This is a genomic window from Ruminiclostridium cellobioparum DSM 1351 = ATCC 15832 (assembly GCF_000621505.1).
Classification (GTDB): domain Bacteria; phylum Bacillota; class Clostridia; order Acetivibrionales; family DSM-1351; genus Ruminiclostridium; species Ruminiclostridium cellobioparum.
The window spans coordinates 139,190-158,974 of sequence record NZ_JHYD01000025.1; the positions used below are offsets into that span (position 1 = coordinate 139,190).

At 40.7% G+C, this 19,785-nt stretch carries 21 protein-coding genes and 2 rRNA genes; 5 read left to right on the forward strand and 18 right to left on the reverse strand.

The annotated features are described in order from the left end of the window. Positions 1-36 precede the first annotated feature (36 nt). The 4 genes from T344_RS0110650 to T344_RS0110665 form a co-directional block, all read right to left on the reverse strand. The gene (locus tag T344_RS0110650; RefSeq protein WP_027628696.1) at positions 37-1,782 is read right to left on the reverse strand and encodes a glycoside hydrolase family 13 protein; all 1,746 of its coding nucleotides are present in this window, start codon (positions 1,780-1,782) and stop codon (positions 37-39) included. Between the two features lie 32 nt (positions 1,783-1,814). Further along, positions 1,815-2,657 (reverse strand): sugar ABC transporter permease, encoded by an 843-nt coding sequence (locus T344_RS0110655; protein ID WP_027628697.1) that lies wholly within the window; start codon positions 2,655-2,657, stop codon positions 1,815-1,817. After that, on the reverse strand, positions 2,654-3,538 hold the full coding sequence (locus tag T344_RS0110660) for a carbohydrate ABC transporter permease (RefSeq protein WP_242842055.1): 885 nt from the start codon (positions 3,536-3,538) through the stop codon (positions 2,654-2,656). Before T344_RS0110660 ends, T344_RS0110655 begins: the two co-directional genes overlap by 4 nt. 106 nt (positions 3,539-3,644) lie before the next feature. Beyond that, positions 3,645-4,910, reverse strand: a complete 1,266-nt coding sequence (locus T344_RS0110665) for an extracellular solute-binding protein (RefSeq protein ID WP_027628699.1) — start codon at positions 4,908-4,910, stop codon at positions 3,645-3,647. Positions 4,911-5,121: 211 nt separating this feature from the next. Between T344_RS0110665 and T344_RS0110670 the strand changes: the two genes are divergently transcribed. Further along, the gene (locus T344_RS0110670; protein WP_034861095.1) at positions 5,122-6,144 is read left to right on the forward strand and encodes a LacI family DNA-binding transcriptional regulator; all 1,023 of its coding nucleotides are present in this window, start codon (positions 5,122-5,124) and stop codon (positions 6,142-6,144) included. A 445-nt stretch (positions 6,145-6,589) separates the two neighbouring features. Here T344_RS0110670 and T344_RS0110675 read toward each other — a convergent pair whose 3' ends face one another. Together T344_RS0110675 and sfsA are read right to left on the reverse strand one after the other, a co-directional pair. Continuing rightward, the gene (locus tag T344_RS0110675; protein WP_027628701.1) at positions 6,590-6,979 is read right to left on the reverse strand and encodes a secondary thiamine-phosphate synthase enzyme YjbQ; all 390 of its coding nucleotides are present in this window, start codon (positions 6,977-6,979) and stop codon (positions 6,590-6,592) included. Beyond that, on the reverse strand, positions 6,979-7,659 hold the full coding sequence (gene sfsA, locus T344_RS0110680; RefSeq protein ID WP_027628702.1) for a DNA/RNA nuclease SfsA: 681 nt from the start codon (positions 7,657-7,659) through the stop codon (positions 6,979-6,981). Before sfsA ends, T344_RS0110675 begins: the two co-directional genes overlap by 1 nt. Before the next feature lie 222 nt (positions 7,660-7,881). Here sfsA and T344_RS0110685 point away from each other — a divergent pair, with 222 nt between their 5' ends. After that, positions 7,882-8,262 carry a desulfoferrodoxin family protein gene (locus T344_RS0110685; RefSeq protein ID WP_027628703.1) on the forward strand — a complete coding sequence of 127 codons (381 nt, stop codon included), beginning with the start codon at positions 7,882-7,884 and terminating at the stop codon, positions 8,260-8,262. A gap of 65 nt (positions 8,263-8,327) precedes the next feature. Here the strand turns inward: T344_RS0110685 and deoC are convergent, their stop codons facing one another. Next, complete coding sequence (gene deoC / locus T344_RS0110690; protein WP_027628704.1) at positions 8,328-8,996, reverse strand: deoxyribose-phosphate aldolase; 669 nt, start codon at positions 8,994-8,996, stop codon at positions 8,328-8,330. 433 nt (positions 8,997-9,429) lie between these two features. Here deoC and T344_RS0110695 point away from each other — a divergent pair, with 433 nt between their 5' ends. After that, complete coding sequence (locus tag T344_RS0110695; RefSeq protein WP_027628705.1) at positions 9,430-9,675, forward strand: hypothetical protein; 246 nt, start codon at positions 9,430-9,432, stop codon at positions 9,673-9,675. Positions 9,676-9,870: 195 nt separating this feature from the next. On the opposite strand, the gene T344_RS28005 is transcribed toward T344_RS0110695, so the two are convergent. The 9 genes from T344_RS28005 to T344_RS0110740 all read right to left on the reverse strand — a co-directional run bounded on the left by T344_RS28005 (position 9,871) and on the right by T344_RS0110740 (position 18,060). Next, the gene (locus T344_RS28005) at positions 9,871-10,677 is read right to left on the reverse strand and encodes a YegS/Rv2252/BmrU family lipid kinase (protein WP_242842057.1); all 807 of its coding nucleotides are present in this window, start codon (positions 10,675-10,677) and stop codon (positions 9,871-9,873) included. 148 nt (positions 10,678-10,825) lie between these two features. Next, a complete protein-coding gene (locus T344_RS0110705; protein ID WP_027628706.1) occupies positions 10,826-10,996 on the reverse strand; it encodes a small, acid-soluble spore protein, alpha/beta type in 171 nt (56 codons plus the stop codon). A 475-nt stretch (positions 10,997-11,471) separates the two neighbouring features. Next, a complete protein-coding gene (gene nadC, locus T344_RS0110710) occupies positions 11,472-12,308 on the reverse strand; it encodes a carboxylating nicotinate-nucleotide diphosphorylase (RefSeq protein ID WP_027628707.1) in 837 nt (278 codons plus the stop codon). A 36-nt stretch (positions 12,309-12,344) separates the two neighbouring features. After that, a complete protein-coding gene (gene nadB, locus T344_RS0110715; RefSeq protein ID WP_027628708.1) occupies positions 12,345-13,946 on the reverse strand; it encodes an L-aspartate oxidase in 1,602 nt (533 codons plus the stop codon). A gap of 29 nt (positions 13,947-13,975) precedes the next feature. Further along, positions 13,976-14,890, reverse strand: coding sequence for a quinolinate synthase NadA (gene nadA, locus T344_RS0110720; protein ID WP_027628709.1), 915 nt, complete (start codon positions 14,888-14,890; stop codon positions 13,976-13,978). Between the two features lie 242 nt (positions 14,891-15,132). Next, complete coding sequence (locus T344_RS30340) at positions 15,133-15,300, reverse strand: FeoB-associated Cys-rich membrane protein (protein WP_004629330.1); 168 nt, start codon at positions 15,298-15,300, stop codon at positions 15,133-15,135. A 39-nt stretch (positions 15,301-15,339) separates the two neighbouring features. Then, positions 15,340-17,493: a ferrous iron transport protein B gene (gene feoB, locus T344_RS0110730; RefSeq protein WP_027628710.1), complete on the reverse strand. Its 2,154-nt coding sequence runs from the start codon at positions 17,491-17,493 to the stop codon at positions 15,340-15,342. A gap of 79 nt (positions 17,494-17,572) precedes the next feature. Beyond that, a complete protein-coding gene (locus T344_RS0110735) occupies positions 17,573-17,794 on the reverse strand; it encodes a FeoA family protein (protein WP_004629302.1) in 222 nt (73 codons plus the stop codon). 56 nt (positions 17,795-17,850) lie between these two features. Beyond that, positions 17,851-18,060, reverse strand: a complete 210-nt coding sequence (locus T344_RS0110740) for a FeoA family protein (RefSeq protein ID WP_004629427.1) — start codon at positions 18,058-18,060, stop codon at positions 17,851-17,853. 347 nt (positions 18,061-18,407) lie between these two features. Between T344_RS0110740 and T344_RS0110745 the strand changes: the two genes are divergently transcribed. Further along, positions 18,408-18,782 (forward strand): metal-dependent transcriptional regulator, encoded by a 375-nt coding sequence (locus T344_RS0110745; protein WP_084331196.1) that lies wholly within the window; start codon positions 18,408-18,410, stop codon positions 18,780-18,782. Positions 18,783-18,950: 168 nt separating this feature from the next. Next, a complete protein-coding gene (locus T344_RS0110750) occupies positions 18,951-19,313 on the forward strand; it encodes a metal-dependent transcriptional regulator (RefSeq protein ID WP_027628712.1) in 363 nt (120 codons plus the stop codon). Between the two features lie 128 nt (positions 19,314-19,441). On the opposite strand, the gene rrf is transcribed toward T344_RS0110750, so the two are convergent. Further along, a 5S ribosomal RNA gene (rrf, locus tag T344_RS0110760) occupies positions 19,442-19,558 on the reverse strand. Between the two features lie 140 nt (positions 19,559-19,698). After that, positions 19,699-19,785: ribosomal RNA gene (locus T344_RS0110765) — 23S ribosomal RNA — on the reverse strand; the annotation flags it as partial.

A 19,785-nucleotide genomic window follows, 5' to 3' on the forward strand; every position in this document is an offset into this window, starting at 1 on the left:
TTTCAACTGTTCAGGTATAACCCAAACAACCTGCTTTCAAGCCTTTCGAGCAGTCCTGAAAAGTGCAAACCCCCGGGGCTGCAACCTTGAACCGTCATCAAATCCTTCGGCCAAAACTATCTCTGCAGAAGTTAAATCAGGCTCCGATGCTATATCAACCGTCTCTCCGGAGACATTAAGCGCAACCGTCACCTGCTCGCTTCCTGTATAACGCCTGAACATATACAAACCTGTACCCGGTTCTGCCCTTACCGTCTCATACTCTCCGCAGTGCAATGCATTGGAACTCCTGCGGAAACTGATCAGCTTCCTGTACAGCTCTGATATCGTTTCATCTTCCTGCTGCTCCCACACCATGGGATGGCGGTATTCGTGCTCCAGCATGCCCTGTATGCATTTTTCATCCCCGTAAAAAACGGAGGGGATTCCAATAAAGGTCATTTGGAAAACAGCTGCCAGCTTAAATTTTGCCATATCTCCCCCGCAAAGGGATAAAAATCTCGGAACATCATGGCTGTCCAATAAATTAAGCTGCCCCGGAGTAATATTCTTGTTATATCTCATGCGCATTTCGGTTACACGCCCGTCAAAACCTGCCGCATCCAGCTTGCCAAGAGCGAAGAAATCGCGGCAGTTTTTACGGAAGTCATAATTCATCGTTGAGTCGAACATATCTCCCTTAAGCCAGGACTGTGCACTTTCCCATACCTCTCCTATCAGAAAGCAGTCCGGGTTTACAGACTTCGCAGTATTTCTGAACTCCCGCCAGAATGCATAATCCACCTCGTTTGCCACATCCAGCCTCCAGCCGTCAATATGGAACTCCTCCAGCCAGTACCTGCATACCTTAAGAAAATATTCCCTGACTTCCCGGTTGGCGGTATTCATTTTAGGCATCTTTCTCTCATATGCAAAACAGGTATAACCGGGGACATCCTCAGGGTTGTCGGGACGTATCACCGGAAACTCCAAATGATAAAACCAATCCTTGTACCTGGATGCTTCTCCGTTCCGGACTACATCGTCAAAAGCAAAAAAATTCCAGCCACAGTGATTGAAAACACCGTCAATTATAATTTTTATATTTCTTTTATGGCATTGATCCACCAGAGTTTTAAAGTCTGCGTTTGTTCCAAAGCAGGGGTCGATGCGGAAATAATCTACAAGGTCATATTTATGATACTCTCCGGCAGCAAAAATTGGATTTATGTAAATACAGTTGATTCCCAGTTCCTCAATATAATCAATATTCTCTGTAATTCCCCGTATGGTTCCCCCGTTCCTGCTCTGCGTGGCTATATCCCCCAGGTTTGCAGTTATACCCTGTTTTGAAATAAATCTTCTGCCGGTAGCAAAGCTGTCGGGAAAGATATTGTAAATCACGGCCGAATCAACCCAGTCCGGAATACGCGCAATATCAGCTTTATGGTTAAAGGGCAGCTGAAAAAATTCAGACCTTTCGGCTGGCATTTCTTTTGTAAATATGCTTGAATAGTACAGAAGAGTTTCCTTTCCGTCATTCAGCTGAAAATAGTAGCAGATTCTGGTATAGGGAGTGTGCAATTCCAATTCGTAATAATCAAAAAGCTCGTCACTTCCAGCCAGCTTCATAGGCCGACTGGAAAACACCACCGGATTTTTACCGTAAGCCCTGTCACCATAGAAAAAAAGGCATTCCCGCATATCTCCCCGTGCGGTGCGCAACCTGAAAACAACATGCTCCTCATCGATTCCATGAGCGTAATTGGATAATGGTATATGTAGTACAGCTTCCTTTTGCATATATAACTCCTTGATTCTTAATATTTTGATATTTATTGCTTTACTCCGCCTGCAGTCAAGCCTGAAACCATATATTTCTGCAGCGCAAAGAATATTATGAGTATTGGAATGGAAACAAGAATAGATGCTGCAGAAAATACAGGCCAGTTCCTGGTGTACTCCGTTGCCTGCAATGAATACAGACCTGTCGCAAGAGTGTACTTCTCTGAACCTGTCATAAATGTTACTGCAAAAATATATTCGTTCCATACAAATATCAGTATCATAATTGATGTAACCAGTATGGCCGGTCTGGCAAGAGGGAGCATTATTTTTGTGACCAGTCTCAGGTCGCTTGCCCCGTCGATTTTGCCTGCTTCTTCAATTTCCACAGGTATGGTGTCAAAATAACCTTTCAGGTTCCAAATTCCAAAGATGGCCATAGTACCGGTGTATATGAGTATAAGCCCCAGATAAGAGTTAACCAGTCCAAAAGGCTTCAATATCCTGTACACCGCAAACATTGACAATATGGACGGAAACGCATTCAATAACAGTAATATATAAAGAATCGACTTCCTTCCCGCAAAACGCTTCCTGGAAAATGCATAAGCCCCGGTCACCGAAACACCCAATGCTAAAACAACGGTGGCAACCGACAGAATCATGCTGTTTTTAAGCCAGAGCAGGAACGGGTTGTCTATCAGTACTGCCTTATAATTATCCAGAGTAAAAACCTTCGGAATAAATGAAAATCTTGATGTAAGTAAATTATTGCCGGCATTGAATGAAACCGATATTGCATAAAGAATCGGTACCAACGATCCTATACATATGATTATAAAAAATACATTCAGCAGTATAAGTTTGACAGTCCTTCCGGTGTTGTTTTTCATGTTCCTTCCTCCCTGATATCTTTACGGGTAATAACAGAAAGAACTATCAGAATCGCAAAGATAATTATTGAAATGGCCGAGCTGTATCCATAGTTATTGGTGATAAATGCTTTTTCGTAGGCATATGTGATTATGGTATGGATATCCGCTCCGGTCTTCGCACCCTGCTGCTGTGTCAGAAGAAATACAATGTCAAACTGCTTGAAGGTGGTAAACGTGGTAAGTATGACTGCCGGTGCAACAACCGGCCTTATAAGAGGGACCGTCAGTTTGGTTATCTGTGCTCCAAATCCCGCACCTTCAATTCTGGCACTTTCATAATAGGTTTTATCTATGCTCTGTAAGGCACCGTCAATTATCATTATCATGAAAGGCAGTGCAAGCCAGAGGTTTACCGCCACACATGCGGCAAATGCAATGCTGTTGCTGCTGAGCCAGCTTACTCCGGAAAAACCCATACTCTTCAGCCACTGGTTTAACAGGCCGAATTCAGTATTGAACATTCCCATCCTCCAGAGCAAAATGGTGACATATCCCGGCATGGCCCACGGAAACATCAGAAGTGTCTTATACAGGTTTTTCAATTTCAAGCCTTCGGCATTTAAGCCCAAAGATATTAAAAACGCAATAACAAGCTGCAAAACAACATTTATTACAGTCCAGAGAAGAGTCCTCAGCAAAGCCGGTAAAAACCCCGAATCAAATATAAGTACTGCTTTCTTATAATTTTGGGCACCGATGAATGAGAAATCAAACCAGTGATATATACTCATGTTTGTAAACGAAATATATCCCGTATAAATAATTGGAAATAACACTATCGCTCCAATAGTCAGAAGCGATGGAAATGAGTACAGGTAAGGGACAAGCTTCTTCTTCAAATATGCCACCTCTCTTTGTGACGATTAAACTGCGCATATTTTCCGTAAAGGGTGCTGCAGTTTAACAGCATCACCCTTTACGGATCACAATAATTTTATTCAAGTACTATTTCATAGCATCAATCTGTGCCAATGCATCCTTCTGGGCCTTTTCAGCCGAGGTCTTAACGTCGGCATCATTTTTATTTACGGCAGCAAGCATTGTTTCGGTAACAGTCCACATGAGATCCATTTCAGGTACATTAGGCATTGGTACTACATTTTCTGCAGTCTTCTTCATTGACATGAGCATTTCGTTTGAGGTTATTGATGAGTCCTCATAACACTTCTGATTTGCCGGTGCACAGTTGGCTGACCTGGCAAGCGCCAGACCGATATCGGTTTTGGCCAGCTGCCTAAGTACCGCGGTAACTGCATCCTTCTTTGCTTCTGCCGACTTAAGCACACAAACACCTTGTACGCCGGAATAAGGCGTTAACGGCTTTCCGGTTGAGTTGACGGTTGGCATTGGGGCTATACCCAGATCTATATTTGCAGCTTTAACATCAGGAACCAGCCAGGGTCCTCCGATTATGGAATGTGCCTTTCCCTCCTTGAACAAGGTAGTGACGGTATTGTATTCACCGTCTTTAGGCAGGTACCTTATAAACTTTTTATGATATTCCATGGCATCCAGTGTTTCCTTTGTATTAAGACCGGGCTCCGCTTTTTCATTGATTATAAAGCCCCCGAAGGCGTGGAACCAGCTTGCGGCGTAATATGCCGTACTGTGCTGCTCAACAAAACCGTAAGTGCCGTCCTTGGTATTGGCCTCCATATATTTCAGGAGTTCGTCAGTAGTAGCAGGCGGCTGCTTCATCAGTGCCTTATTGTACATAAACATCTGAGTTTCGAAATATACCGGCAGCTGGTATATCTGATCCTTATATGTAGCTGCTTTAACTGTCATGGGAATCAAATCTGCCATATCGTCCTTTGTAATGAAGTCGGTTACCGGGGCAAGTATTCCCATCTGGGCAAATACCCCTATTTTATCATGGGCAAAGAAATACATATCCGGAGCGCTCTTAGGATCATTTCCCACAAGCTTAAGGGCATCCGACATTTTTTCTTTCCGCTCCACCTTTACTTCTACTGCCGGAGCAAGCTTATCGAGCTCTGCCTGAAGCTGCTCGGCAATACCCTTGTCTGTTTCATGCCAGATTGTGATTTTAACGGGCTTGGCTCCTTCACTGTTTTGCGCCTGCGAACCGGAGCTCGCTGCCGATGCGGATGGGCTGTCCGGCGAAGGAGAGGATGATGAATTTCCGCATCCAGCGACAGCTGTTGATAGTATAAGTGCTGACATAAGAATGGCAATAAATTTTTTCAAGTTGGTTCCTCCTTATATACATTTTAGGAAAACGTTTTACTCAAGCTAATCGTTAATTTGCACATAAATTTGTATCCGTTTTCCTCTATTTATCATCATTATAGCCATAAAATTTTAATAAATCAATAGATTCAGCACCTTAAGCCTTGATTTATTTAGGAAAACGTTGTACTATATAAATATACTTTTTATGTTCGGAAGGAGAGTTTTTATGCCGGTAACCATAAAAGATGTGGCCAGAGAAGCAGGAGTATCCATTTCTACCGTATCAAAGGTAATCAATGGGGCTCCCTCCATATCTCAGGCTACAGTTGAACGTGTTAACAATATAATGAAAAGTCTGAATTACTTTCCTAACCAGAATGCCAGCAATTTCGCAAGGCAGTCCACAAGAAATGTTGTGTTTCTTACCAGATTGGAACGGGATGTGGCATTTTCCAATCCGCATATGTTTGAGATAATGTGCGGAGCTCAAAAGGCTTTATCCGATAAGAATTACAATTTGAGCCTCATGAGCATAAGCTCTGACCAGGAGGAGAGGGAGCTTATAAAAAAAATAATTGCGCAAAAAAGCGCCGATGGTGTGATATTGCACGGCTCTGTAATTAACAGGGAATTGCCGTCGCTCCTGGTAAATACAAATTTTCCTCATATTATAATAGGCAGGCCCGACTTCGAAAGTCAGCTTTGCTGGATTGATACAAATAATTATCTTTCAGGAGAAATTGCCGCCAATCACCTGTTGGACTGCGGCTACAGCAAAATCGCATTTATTGGCGGACATGAACATGATATGATATCCACACACCGGCTTCAAGGTTTTCAGAGTGCTATGGAGCAGAAAAATATCGAAGTTTCGGGCAGCTACATAAGCTTTGGAGATTCCACAAAAGATTCAGGCTACACACAGATGAATGCTCTCCTTGACTGCGGAATCAGACCGGAGGCCGTCATTTGTGAAAATAACGGCATAGCTCTGGGAGTGGTCAAGTCACTTGGCATGCATGGTCTTTCCATCCCGGATCATATGGCTGTAATTACTTTTGACGAGTATCCTTTTTCCCATATTATTGAGCCCATGCCTACAGTTGTCAATATTAATGTCTTTGACATGGGAATGCAGGCGGGTTCCACCCTGATCAGGAAAATTAAGAACCCCTCTCTTCAGGTTCAAAGCTATACTACACTTCCCGAACTTATAGTAAGAGGAACCACCAGGCGGCAAAAAATCTAAATTATACTGTTAATTTAAAATGTATTATACTTGTGGATTAAATCTTGAATATTTCAACATACTATCCCCATACATATAGCTATATCCACAACTTTATTAACAAAATATAGTCTTTCTGTGGAAAAAGTATTGATTTCTTATTATTTAATCCACAGAGTTTTCACATTATTCACTTTTATTTGTTTATAAATAGGCTGTGGATTTTCTCATTGGATTATCTACAAGAAATCCCCATATTTATTGGCTTATCAACAGTTTTATCAACATAATGTAGTATATTTGTGGATAACTTCGCATTATTTTAACATAATATCCACAGTTTCTCCCTGTTATGCACAGTTTCTTGTGGGTAATTCGTCCTATTGACTATAAGACTGCGGCTCCTAAATCTTTCAGACTGAAAATTTTAGGAGCCGCAGGTAAAAACACATGCGGAAATTCATACTTATAATACCTTTACATAAAACTTCCGGTTTCTGGGTCCATCAAACTCACAGAAGTATATTCCCTGCCATGTCCCCAGGACGAGTTTTCCGTTTGCGGCAATAACATACTGGCTGCTTCCCACCGCACTTGCTTTTAGGTGTGCATGACTGTTTCCTTCCATATGCCTGAATTCTGCCCTGTCGGGATACGCTTTGTCCAGTCCCAGCAGCATATCCTTCACCACGTCAGGATCAGCATTTTCATTGATGGTTATTCCTGCGGTAGTATGTGGACAGAACACCAGGACCGCACCGTCCCTTATTCCGCTTTTTGCAAGTGCGTCCGCTACCCTGCCGGTTATGTTGTAGAAATTCTGTCTTTCAGTTTTTAAACCGTACTCATAAAGCATTAAAGTCTCACCTCAACCCTTTCCGCTATTTCAATGCAATTTTCTCCTACCATGCAGTCACAGGCCACAACGTTAACGCCCCTGGCCTCAGCAATTTTTATAGTTTCAGCAAACTCCTCATGTGTTCTGTAATTAGGAGTAAAGTAGCTCACCCCTTTCATCTGAATAACAAACACTATGTAAGCCTTATAACCTTCCTCCATGCACTCCATTAACTCTTTGATGTGTTTGACCCCTCTTTCGGTGGGCGCATCGGGAAATAAGACAACATTATTGTCCTCCAGAGTAACTCCCTTGACCTCAATAAATATTTTTTCCTTTTCTGTCTCTATATAAAAATCAAATCTGGAATTTTTGTACCTTGCTTCAGGCTTAATCAGGGTAATATCCTCCAAAAGTCCCCCTTTCAGCAGCCATTCATGGAAAACCTTGTTGGGGACCTGACTGTCCATATTGATCATCCTGTCACCCTTCTTAACACCGATAAGGTCATACCTGGTTTTTCTGGAGGTTTTATCAAACTCCTGTACAAATACCGTAACCCCTGGTTTCAGCAGTTCTCTGCATCTGCCGGTATTTTTTACATGACATACCTCTTCCCTTCCATCAAGCTCAATATGTGCAATAAACCTGTTTGGCCTGCAAATAAACCTTGCAGTCTTTATATTATTATAAACCACCCTTGCCTCCGCTGTTAATGAAATCAATGACATGAAAATTATACCCCTGCTTCCTATGGTTTAACAAGAGATTAAATATTAATGTGTTTTGGATATGGAAATCAGGGTATAAAATATAACAGGTTTGGATAAAAGTATAGAATGAATCTTTTTTGGCATGCTGCATTTATTGTGCGCAGCCAATACGGATTCCCAATAAAGTCACGAGGGGAGATTTTAATTATGAAGAATGAGGTATCTTTTTTCCGTTGTAAGCATTGTGGAAATATGGTTGCATTAATAAAAAGCGGCGGCGGAACTCTTGTCTGTTGCGGAGAACCCATGGAAAAACTTGTTCCCAACACAACCGAAGCGGCCGTTGAAAAACACATCCCTGTTTCACTCAGAAGCAACGGCAGTATCAATGTTGAGGTAGGCTCGGTCGCACATCCGATGATTGATGTTCATTATATTGAATGGGTAGCCGTTGTTGGCGATGAAGGCCTGGAAATAATAAACCTGTTCCCGGGAGATGACCCAAAAGCTATTCTAAGTGATAAGAAGAATGCTGAAGTTTATGCATATTGCAACATCCATGGTTTATGGAAAGGTGAAGTAAAATAGTAAATGACAGTGAAAAACACCCTTCAAAATATGCGTAAAAGCATATTCTGAAGGGTGTTGATTTTTTAATATCCGCTGCCGGTGCTCTTTTCCTTATTTGCGATTGCCACCGAGGCGCTTGCTCCTATTCTGCTGGCACCGGCCTCTATCATGGCTTTAGCCGTTTCATAATCCCTTATGCCACCCGAGGCCTTAACCCCGAGGTTAGGCTTTACCATATCCCTCATGAGCTTTATATCTTCAACTGTTGCTCCGCCTGTACTAAAACCCGTGGATGTCTTTACAAAGTCGGCTCCCGCTTCTTTGCATATCCGGCAGCTGGTCCTTTTCTCCTCATCGGTCAGCAAACAGGTTTCAAGAATAACCTTTACAAGGGCTTTACCGCTTGCTGCCTGCACTACGGCTTCTATATCCTTTTTAACATAATCAAGATCACCCGACTTTATGGCACCCACATTAATTACCATATCAACTTCGGCAGCGCCATTCTGAATAGCTTCTGCAGCCTCGGCAGCTTTTGCTGCAGAAGTGGTTGCACCCAGAGGGAAACCAATTACGGTACACACCTTTACTTTGCTGTCCTTTAAAAGCCGGCTGCACAAACCTACATAACAAGGATTAACACATACCGACGCAAAACCGTACTCCACCGCTTCACTGCAAAGCTTTTCAATCTGTGCTTTTGTAGTTTCAGGCTTAAGAGCCGTATGATCTATCAAACCTGCAATATTCATGACAAATCCCCATTTCCGCACGGAACATTATTCCCTGCTTTTTGAATTTTAAATAATCTGCTGACTTAAAAAATTTATCCCTTACTTATATAAATAAAACCCTTTTACTCTTCTTATTATCACCAATTATTAAGGAAATTTCAAGATACCGCGGTCAAAACTGCTTTAACTATGGTTCCCGATCTTAACATAAAAAAATAGGTTAGTCGCCATCGACTAACCATGTAAAGGGGGTCAAAATGTATTTTGTGAGGTCAATATTATATTAGCCATTAAATGAAAAAATTATACAATACATTATTAAAATTTTTACTATCAAATAATTTTAGAGACTTGTGCAAATAATAAACTTCAAACGGTAAAACTTATAATTGCTGCAAAGCATATTAAATTCGGTATTTTAAAATAATTACTTATGAAGAGGTGCGGTGATATGGAGCTTCAAAATAACATAATAAATTTCGAAAGCTTGAATGACAAAAATACACTTGAAGTGGTACAGAACAGACTTAAGCCAGGAGAAACTCTCATTCTGGACGTGGGCAACAACTACTTTCATCAGGCCGACGAAATCTATGATGTATTATCAAAGAATGGCTATTATGTAAAGAAAACTCTTGTAAACGGCCGGAACCAACTGCTTGTTGCCTATGAGGACAATAAGCATCAGATGTATTGACTTTAAAACCGGTATCCTGGATTTTATACCATGATACCGGTTTTATTATATATACACAAAGAGAATTTCCAATATTTTTTGTATGGCAAATCTTATTTTTATTGATTAAGGTCATATATATTCTGCGGTACAAAAACCTCCAGAAGCTTATGTTTAAATTCTATAGCCGCCGGAAAAAGCTCTGATTTTTCTCCATCAACGGTTAAGGGCAATGGGCGACCTGCTTGTCAGCTCACACTTTTTTGCCTTGAGTATGATAACATTTTTGTCATTGACCGATTCCTTGCTGAGGACCTTGAAGAAAATGCTGGCCAGATTTATATTCGAACATTTCTTTACAAGTATGATATCCATATAGCCGTCGGTAAAATCGGCATCATTCAACAGGTTTGGAAAGCCGGCAGCCTGTTTTCCGTTAACAATTAAAAACAATATGAATTTACCTTCTATAATATGCTCATCAGCCGTAACTTTCAAGTCAAAGCTCTTTATATTTGCAACTTCGGACAAACCCTTGAGATAATATGCAAAAGGTCCGAAATTTTTCTTAAGTTCACTGTTTGTACTGAAGGATACATCTACAAAATTTCCGCCTGCAAAAGTACTCAAAAAATAATGTGAATTGTTGATATGCCCCACATCGCACATGAGAGTCCTGCCCTGCAGGATAATGTTCAGGCTTTCATGCAGGGAGTTGATTCCCAGGCACTTGGCAAAATCATTACAGGTTCCTGAAGGAATTACACCGATAGGCATTTTGATATCGTTGTCCAGAAGGATGTTTGCAACAAAATTTATAGTGCCATCACCGCCCGAGGCAATTACAAAATCATAAATTCCTGACTTCAGGGCACTTACGAGATATTCATTGTTGGCATCTATAAGTCTGTACGGCTGAACAAGAATACCTTTCTTTTGAAAAGTACTCAGTATGTAATCCAGCTCGTTTGGAACCTTGCGGCCGCCCGATATGGGATTGTATACAAACAATGCGTTTTTCAAAGCTTTCCCTCCCGTAATCATCTCTTCATTTAATAATAAATGAATTTACCTTGAAAATCAACTGATTGAGTTACAGGAAAGACTATGTAATGGGGAGGCAGTCAGACATAATCCGCTGCCAGCCCCTAAATGACGCTAAACTAACCCATTAATGGTTGACACTTCTTTCAGCCATTTCAATTGCCTTCTTAACCATACTTCCGCAATCTCTCGAAGAAACTGATCCCCAGCCCTCAGCTGAAACTTTGTTGTAGACTCCAAGTTCCTTGGCAATTTCCTCTTTAAGGGCTTCTGACATGATACTCTTATGTCTACTCATAGTTAGTGCCTCCTTTTTAAGGCATTTTTACTGCGTATTAAATTTCATCAAAAGAAACCTTGTTTCTCACTCAAAATAATACGCTTTTATGCCTTTGATTTATTTTAGCGTACATTGATATTTTGTCACCTTACATAAAAAATATAGAAGGTAATTGTTTTCACGCTATCCACATTATACACATGTTTTTTTTGCCATAATTTTTACAAACCACTATATATGCAGGTATTGAATCTTTTATGCAACAATATTTTGTAGAATGCACACAGTTACCAATTGAATCCAAAAACGAAAGCTATTTATTCACATTTTTTGAGCAATGTGTGGATAACCCTGTTTTATTCAACAACAGTCAAACCATTGGTATTCGTGGTCTTCACAGATTCAGTAAAACTCATATGTGAATAACTTGAAAAAACTGTGGATAATTTAAATAATTATCCACAGTTTTCATTTACAACAAAAAAGGCCGTTTTTATTCTATATTCATACTGATATCAACCGAGTTGGCAGAGTGGGTAAGTTTCCCCACCGAAATAATATCAACCCCTGTCCTGGCAACATCATATATTGTTTCCTCAGTCATATTGCCCGATGCCTCCACCAGCGCTCTCTTATTAATTAGAGCAACAGCTTCTGCCATTTTTTCATTTGACATGTTGTCAAGCATGATAATGTCTGCTTTGCAGTCAAGAGCCTCCTGTACTTCTTCCAGCGATTCCACCTCGACCTCTATTTTAACGGTGTGGGGTATGCTGGCCCTTACCCGGTTAACTGCATTGGTTATTCCGCCTGCTGCCGCTATATGATTATCCTTGATCAATACACCATCCGACAGTGAAAACCTGTGATTTGACCCTCCGCCGGCATTTACGGCGTATTTCTCCAAAAGCCTCAGCCCAGGAGTTGTTTTTCTGGTATCAGTTATTTTGACAGGTAAATCCTTGACCTTCATGGCATACCTGCTGGTCATTGTTGCAATAGCTGAAAGCCGCTGCAAAAAGTTCAGTGCTGTCCTTTCACCCTTAAGCAAAGCCCTTGCAGGCCCGCTTATTCTTGCGATGATATCTCCTTTTTTGACGCTGTCACCGTCCTTGATCAATGCAGTAAAGCTGACCCTGCTGTCAAGGACTTCAAAAACATGCCGGGCAACCTCAAGCCCTGCTATGACCGCATCCTGTTTTGCAAGAAATTCTGCGTTTGAAACATCTCCCTCGCTGATTATATTATCGGTAGTGATATCTCCTAACGGCATATCCTCTTTTAAGGCATTCATAACAGTGTCGTGCAAATAATATTTATCAAGCTTCATAACAACCTCCGTAATGTATTCTGTGATAAAAGTTCATTATAGCTCAAAAATTGATTTATCCGGCAAAACCCTTACTATATTTCTCTTCCAGTTGAGATCATCCGTCCTGTCGAAATCCGATCTGAAATGAGCTCCCCTGCTCTCTTTTCTTTCAAGCGCCGCTTCAATTACAAGATTTGCGACAGTTAACATATTTGCTACCTCAAGTTTAACAAGACTGAAGCCTGTTAAGTCACTATACCGGCTATATATTCCATTAATTGTGTTTTTTGCGGCTTCAAGCCCCCGCTCATTCCTGATGATGCCGACATACTTAGTCATGGTATGCTGAATCTCTTCCTTCATAGCCTTTAATACTTTATCGTTTTGGGTATTAAGAGAGAACTCCATCTGAACCTCTTCCTCTTCCTGAATTGAAGTGTTAACCCCTTCAGAAATTTTTGCGGCGATCTTCCGGCCGAATACCAGCCCTTCAAGCAGGGAATTGCTGGCCAGCCTGTTTGCCCCGTGAATACCCGTACAGGCTACTTCACCGCAGGCGTATAACCCTGCTATGTTAGTCTGCCCGTCCACATCTGTTCTGATGCCCCCCATGCAATAATGCTCTGCCGGAGCAACCGGAATATAATCTCTGGATATATCGATGCCATAATCCATGCAGGTCTTGAATATGTTGGGAAACCTACTTTCAAGGTACTCCCTCTCTTTAAAAGTAATATCCAGAAAAACGTTTTTTGATCCTGAAAGGGACATCTCCTGGAATATAGCCCTGGATACAACATCTCTCGGGGCCAGCTCTCCAAGCTGGTGATATTTCTGCATAAAGCGCTCGCCCCCGGCATTTCTGAGCATGGCACCTTCACCGCGCACCGCTTCTGAAATCAGGAAGCTTTTATCCTTAGGGTGATAAAGAACAGTAGGGTGAAACTGGACAAACTCCATATCCATGGCTTCAGCTCCCACTCTAAGGCACATTCCGATACCGTCTCCGGTTGCAACCTCTGGATTTGTCGTATGAGAGTAAATCTGACCAAAGCCTCCTGTGGCAATTACAGTATGTCCGGCACTGAAAAATTTCATTTTTTCAGCTATTTCATCGTATACAATAACACCTTTGCATTCACCATTTCTAACAACGAGATCCACGGCAAAATGTCTTTCAAATATAGAAATATTGCTTCTTTTCCGGGCTTCCTCAATGAGCTTGTCACAGACTTCCTTTCCGGTAGTATCCCCCGAATGAATAATCCTGTTCACACTGTGAGCCCCTTCACGGGTAAGAGACAATTGCTGGCCGCTTTTATCAAAGTTAACTCCTAGACTGCAGAGCTTTTTTATATTGTCGGCAGCTTCCTCAACCAAAACCCATACACTGTCATCATTGCAAAGGCCTGCTCCCGCAAAAAGAGTGTCCTTGAAGTGTAACTGGGGTGAATCATTCTGTTCGTCGAGGGATACGGCTATCCCTCCCTGCGCCAGCACTGAATTACTTATGTCAAGTGTTTCTTTGGTTATTATCCCTATCGATTTATCGCCGGGTATCTCCAATGCTGTGTAAACCCCGGCAATACCGCTTCCAACAATAATAACATCTTTTTCAACAATTTCTATACTCGCCCTTCTGCCTTCATCTTCCATATATTCCCTCCCAAAGACCCCGCATGCACCTATTTAGCCACCTCTAACATCCTTGTAAGTGAGTGTGATGCACGTTCAATAATATCTTTCTCCAGATTTATTTCGTACTTCTTGAACGCTAACGCGTCATGAACACTCTGAAGAGAAGTCTTTTTCATATTAGGGCATATGAGACCAGTCGACATCATATAGAAAGTCTTATGGGGACTGTCTTTTTTAAGCTGATATAAAACACCCATCTCGGTTCCTATTATAAATTTATCATGATCAGAGTTTTTAGCATAATCAATAATTTGTTTGGTGCTGCCCACAAAGTCAGCCAGCTCCTGAATCTCCGGCTGACATTCCGGATGGACCAGCAGCAGCGCATCAGGATGCAGCTCTTTGGACGCAAGAACCTCATGTGATTTGATTTTATGATGTGTAATACAATATCCTTCCCAGAAAATAATATTTTTCTCAGGGCACATTTTGGCAACATAGCTTCCTAAATTCTTGTCGGGAACAAAAAGAATATCTTTTTTATCTATTGATCTGATGACCGACAGCGCATTGGAGGATGTACAGCAGATGTCGCATTCCGCCTTAACCTCGGCACTTGAATTTATATAACAGACTACAGCGGCCTCGGGATATTTTTTCTTGGCCTCCCGCAATGACTCTGCAGTAACCATATCTGCCATAGGACAGCCTGCATTAATTTCCGGAAGCAGGACTGTTTTCCGGGGAGATAGAATTTTTGCGCTCTCGGCCATAAAATGTACTCCGCAGAAAACAATGGTATCGGCAGTACTTGATGCACAATATTGGCTTAAAGCAAATGAATCTCCTACAATATCGGCTGTCTCCTGCACGTCGTCAACCTGATAGCTGTGAGCAACAATAACCGCATTCTGTTCCTTCTTCATTTTATTTATATTGCTAATCATCGTTTGTTTATCCATTAATTGCTACCTCAATGTCTTGTTAATTTTTCAACAATATATCCTGTGATTAACCTGTAAAAAGTTAAAATACTGCATTTATTTTAATACTTATGAATTGCTTTGTAAATGCTTTTATTGCAAAAGAGCCCTTATTTACTTAATAAAATAGCAGTATTCTATATCATCTTTATTCTATATTTATTCAATTGTGCTGTTTGGGTGAAAACTAAAAAAAGAGGGCCTTTAGCCCTCTTTCCTACTTACTTATGGCAATCGCTTGCTTCAGAACAACCTGAACACCCGCAGCCGCAAGTGATTTCTCCTCTTTGTCTCTTCCTGATCCTGTGGATCACAACCCAAACCATTAATCCGATTACTATTGCAGCTATTATTATTGTCGCTAAATTGTCCTTTAAAAATTGTATCATAGTGGTTCCTCCTTACTTAACAGGAATTTTATTAACCAATTAAACATTTACCTGTCCGCCTGCGGATAAAACTTTTTCTTTCTTCACCGGCTTGTAGGGGCGGAATAACATCCAGAGCATGAATCCCAGAACCAACAAAGCCGCTATCGTACCTGGGCCGAATGAAACAGCACCGGTTACAAGACCGCCCAGCTGGAAAATTATGAGTGCTACTGCATACGCAAGAACCGTCTGATATCCAACAGCAATAAGTGTCCATTTCCATCCGCCCATTTCACGCTTAATTGCACCGATGGCCGCAAAGCATGGAGCACACAATAGATTAAAGGCCATAAAAGCATATGCGCTGATTACTGTAAACATTGATGCAACCTGTGCCAGCAGTGCAGGATCATCCTCTGCTGCTTCCGAAATTCCAAATAATACTCCAAATGTACCTACAACATTTTCTTTGGCTACAAGACCGGTCACTGTTGCAACTGCTGCTTTCCAGTTTCCAAAGCCCAACGGTGCGAATATGGGAGCAATGACATTGCCTATGGAAGCAAGAATACTGTCTCCTTCTTCGGCCATTTGCAAATTCCATCCGAAGCTTGATAAAAACCATATGACTCCGCAAGCCACAAATATAATTGTACCGGCTTTTATAATAAATGCCTTTCCACGTTCCCACATGTGAATCAGAACGCCTTTAGCACCAGGAACATGATATTGCGGAAGTTCCATAACAAACGGAGCCGGATCGCCCAAAAACAACCTTGTCTTTTTAAGAACTATACCTGAGAACAGAACCATTGCAATACCCAGGAAATATGCCGACGGCGCTACCCACCAGGATTTCTCCGCAAACATGGCTCCTGCAATCAATGCTATTATAGGAAGTTTTGCACCGCACGGGATAAAGGTTGTGGTCATAATGGTCATCTTCCTGTCCTTATCCTGTTCAATTGTCCTGGATGCCATAACACCCGGAACACCGCAGCCTGATGCAATCAACATCGGTATAAATGATTTTCCCGAAAGCCCGAACTTACGGAAAATTCTATCCATTATAAAAGCTACACGGGCCATATATCCACAGTCCTCAAGAATGGAGAGGAAAAAGAACAGGATCATCATCTGTGGTACAAATCCCAGAACTGCTCCAACACCACCTATAATACCATCAACGACCAGACTCTGTAACCATTCGGCGGCACCTACGTTAGCCAGAAAATCTCCGACTGCAGGCTGTATCCAGGCACCGAACAAGGTATCGTTCGTCCAATCCGTGACAATGGTTCCCAGCCATGACACCGAAACAAAGTATACTATAAACATAACAACTACAAAAATAGGCAATGCCAGCCATCTGTTCGTTACAATCCTGTCTATCTTGTCAGAGGTAGTCATTCCTACTTGTTTTTTATTAAGGCACTTCTTAATAATCTTCCCAATGTATATATACCGTTCGTTTGTAATTATACTTTCACTGTCGTCATCCATATCGGCTTCACAGGCCACAATTATTTCTTCTACCTTCTGCTTTATAGATGAATCAATTGTTAACTGCTCCAGAACCTTTTCGTCTCTTTCAAAAATCTTGATGGCGTACCATCTTGACTGTTCTTTGTTGCTTATTATACTGTCAACTGCAACCTCTATCTGGGCCAGGCCGTTCTCAACCACATTGTCAAAAGTATGCTGCGGAATTGTTTTTGCTTTACTTTTAGCAAGAGCTATTGCTTTGTCAGTTACTTCTTTTAAACCTGAACCTTTTAAGGCAGATGTTTCATAAACCTCACAGCCTAGCTCTTTGCTGAGCTTCTCCAAATTTATCTTATCGCCATTTTTTCGCACAATGTCGATCATATTCAATGCTATTACTACCGGTATGCCGATTTCCACCAGCTGTGTAGTAAGATACAGGTTTCTTTCTATATTTGATGCGTCAACCAGGTTGATGATTACGTCAGGTCTATCATTTAAGAGATAATTACGTGTCACTACCTCTTCAAGAGTGTAGGGCGATAGGGAATAAATACCGGGAAGGTCCATTATAATAACATCCCTGTGACCTTTAAGCTTTCCCTCTTTTTTCTCTACAGTAACACCAGGCCAGTTTCCAACATATTGAGAGCTTCCTGTTAATTCATTAAACATTGTCGTCTTACCGCAGTTTGGATTTCCGGCAAGTGCAATTTTAATAGCCATTGTTCCTTCCTCCTATTTTCCGAAAGTTAGACTATGCTAACTCGTAACTTTAAAATATGCAGAGCTTTTTATACTCTGCTTAGTCCACCAATATCATTTCGGCGTCTGCTTTTCTCAGTGACAATTCATATCCTCTGACTGTGACCTCCACCGGATCTCCCAACGGAGCAACCTTGCGTACATAGATGGAAGTACCCTTGGTGATACCCATATCCATTATTCTGCGCTTAATCGCACCTTCTCCGCTAAGCTTCACAACTGTAACAGTTTCACCACAGTTTATGGTTTTGAGTGTTCTCATTGTGTTTCCTCTCTTCTATATAAAATTTTTTGTGTGAACATTTAAAGTATACGATGTTAAACAATGATCCTGCTGGCCATACCTTTATCTATTGCTACACGGGCATCCTTTACATTAACTATCATATTACCGCCTATTTCTGAGATGACGGTAACCTTTGAACCTATGACAAAACCGAGATTCTCCAGGAATCTTTTGGTCTCATCCTTACCCCGAATTGATTTTATAGAATTAATCTCGCCTTGAGAAGCCATTGTTAAAGGCATAAAATCACTCCTTCAAAGGTTAGTATCTGCTAACCCTTCTTCAAATAATTTGGTTAGCCCTAACTAACCTCTATAAGAAGTTTACTACTGCTAACTATGTTTGTCAATATATTTAATATATATTTAACGATTTTTCTTATGTTTTTTTATATATGTTAAATATTGCAAATTTGCATTATTATCCATACACCTTGATAAAAAGCTTACATATGCTATAATTATATGATTAAAATAATTAATTATTTAATTTTTTGATGCCGCTGGCCAAATGGTTTAATTGATTGATTCAATTATATTTTTCAGACGCTGTGCGGCTCAAAGTCACAACATGGCTTAGGAGGTTAATTATGATTAAGTTACAAGAATCCGGTGAAAATTATTTGGAGACAATACTTGTTCTTAAAAATAAAAATGGGAATGTACGTTCAATTGATATTGCAAATGAACTAGGTTATTCAAAACCCAGTATAAGCCGCGCAATGACTATACTAAAAAATGCAGAATATATTATAATAGATGAATCAACAGGTCATATAACCCTTACTGATAAAGGATACAATATTGCAACAACAATGTATGAGCGTCACCAGATATTGTCCACTTATTTAATTTCACTCGGCGTTTCTCCCGATGTGGCTACACAGGATGCCTGCAGGATCGAGCATGTCATAAGCGAAGAAACGTTTGAAAGAATCCGTCAAAATACAATAATTAAGGATTAGCAAGCGGAAATAACACTTAAAGATCTGGCAGATTGCATGCCAGGTCTTATTTATTATTGCAAGCATTTTTAATTAATTCTTATTTAATATCAGTTGACTATCTTCATATAGTATGCCAATATATAGTTAGCTTATGCTAACCTATTATCATGGATCAAGGAGATGTCTATGCTGTCTAATTCTAAAATTAAATATTTAATTTGTGTATATAAATTAAGCAATGGCGGTGGACCTGTTAAGTCGGTAGACATAGCCAATACTCTGTCTGTCACAAAGTATAGTGTTTTTAAAATACTGAAATATTTTGCGGAAATCGGATTGATTGAAAAGCAGCACTATGGTCAAGTACATCTGACTCCCGAAGGAATAAGAAAAGCAAATTCCTTATATACGGAATATGTAATCTTATATACCTTCTTCACCAAATATTTAAATGTTTCGGATGAGGTTGCTGAAGACGATGCTATTGCCTGCATAGGCGTTTTATCAAGCCAAAGTATTGATAGAATATCCAAGCACATCTTTAATTAAATATCCCTCTACAAGGCCTCAGACGCTTCTGCTTGCAGTCCCAAAGTCTTGGGGCATATTTCTTTTGTGCAGCTTTCTTTGCAGACAAAGAAAGCCTTGAGTGTATTATCCTCAAGACTTTCATATAAATCTGGCAGAGACTTACTTTCCCGGGCCGTTGCCAGCCAAGTATTATCAGCACTGAGATGCTTAACTGCCGTGTTCGGTATGGGAACGGGTGTATCCATCTCGTCATTTCCACCAGAAAATTTACAGATTTTAACTTTTTAACTAATTCTTTTGAGATCTACTCATTGAGAATTAAATAATGTATCGAAGTAATAAGAAGATTTGAAACTAACTCATAGATTTTTTAAGACTATCTACTCTTGAATACCTGTTTCTTTGGGTCAAACCCTCGACCTATTAGTATCAATCAGCTTAATACATTACTGCACTTACACTCTTGACCTATCAACCATGTAGTCTACAT

What these genes read in the sequence shown, in the direction of transcription:
- T344_RS0110650 (WP_027628696.1), bottom strand. Translation starts at nt 1,782, where the DNA reads ATGCAAAAGGAAGCTGTACTACATATACCATTATCCAATTACGCTCAT.
- T344_RS0110655 (WP_027628697.1), bottom strand. Translation starts at nt 2,657, where the DNA reads ATGAAAAACAACACCGGAAGGACTGTCAAACTTATACTGCTGAATGTA.
- T344_RS0110670 (WP_034861095.1), top strand. Translation starts at nt 5,122, where the DNA reads ATGCCGGTAACCATAAAAGATGTGGCCAGAGAAGCAGGAGTATCCATT.
- T344_RS0110675 (WP_027628701.1), bottom strand. Translation starts at nt 6,979, where the DNA reads ATGCTTTATGAGTACGGTTTAAAAACTGAAAGACAGAATTTCTACAAC.
- T344_RS0110685 (WP_027628703.1), top strand. Translation starts at nt 7,882, where the DNA reads ATGAAGAATGAGGTATCTTTTTTCCGTTGTAAGCATTGTGGAAATATG.
- deoC (WP_027628704.1), bottom strand. Translation starts at nt 8,996, where the DNA reads ATGAATATTGCAGGTTTGATAGATCATACGGCTCTTAAGCCTGAAACT.
- T344_RS0110695 (WP_027628705.1), top strand. Translation starts at nt 9,430, where the DNA reads ATGGAGCTTCAAAATAACATAATAAATTTCGAAAGCTTGAATGACAAA.
- T344_RS0110705 (WP_027628706.1), bottom strand. Translation starts at nt 10,996, where the DNA reads ATGAGTAGACATAAGAGTATCATGTCAGAAGCCCTTAAAGAGGAAATT.
- nadC (WP_027628707.1), bottom strand. Translation starts at nt 12,308, where the DNA reads ATGAAGCTTGATAAATATTATTTGCACGACACTGTTATGAATGCCTTA.
- nadB (WP_027628708.1), bottom strand. Translation starts at nt 13,946, where the DNA reads ATGGAAGATGAAGGCAGAAGGGCGAGTATAGAAATTGTTGAAAAAGAT.
- nadA (WP_027628709.1), bottom strand. Translation starts at nt 14,890, where the DNA reads ATGGATAAACAAACGATGATTAGCAATATAAATAAAATGAAGAAGGAA.
- T344_RS30340 (WP_004629330.1), bottom strand. Translation starts at nt 15,300, where the DNA reads ATGATACAATTTTTAAAGGACAATTTAGCGACAATAATAATAGCTGCA.
- feoB (WP_027628710.1), bottom strand. Translation starts at nt 17,493, where the DNA reads ATGGCTATTAAAATTGCACTTGCCGGAAATCCAAACTGCGGTAAGACG.
- T344_RS0110735 (WP_004629302.1), bottom strand. Translation starts at nt 17,794, where the DNA reads ATGAGAACACTCAAAACCATAAACTGTGGTGAAACTGTTACAGTTGTG.
- T344_RS0110740 (WP_004629427.1), bottom strand. Translation starts at nt 18,060, where the DNA reads ATGCCTTTAACAATGGCTTCTCAAGGCGAGATTAATTCTATAAAATCA.
- T344_RS0110745 (WP_084331196.1), top strand. Translation starts at nt 18,408, where the DNA reads ATGATTAAGTTACAAGAATCCGGTGAAAATTATTTGGAGACAATACTT.
- T344_RS0110750 (WP_027628712.1), top strand. Translation starts at nt 18,951, where the DNA reads ATGCTGTCTAATTCTAAAATTAAATATTTAATTTGTGTATATAAATTA.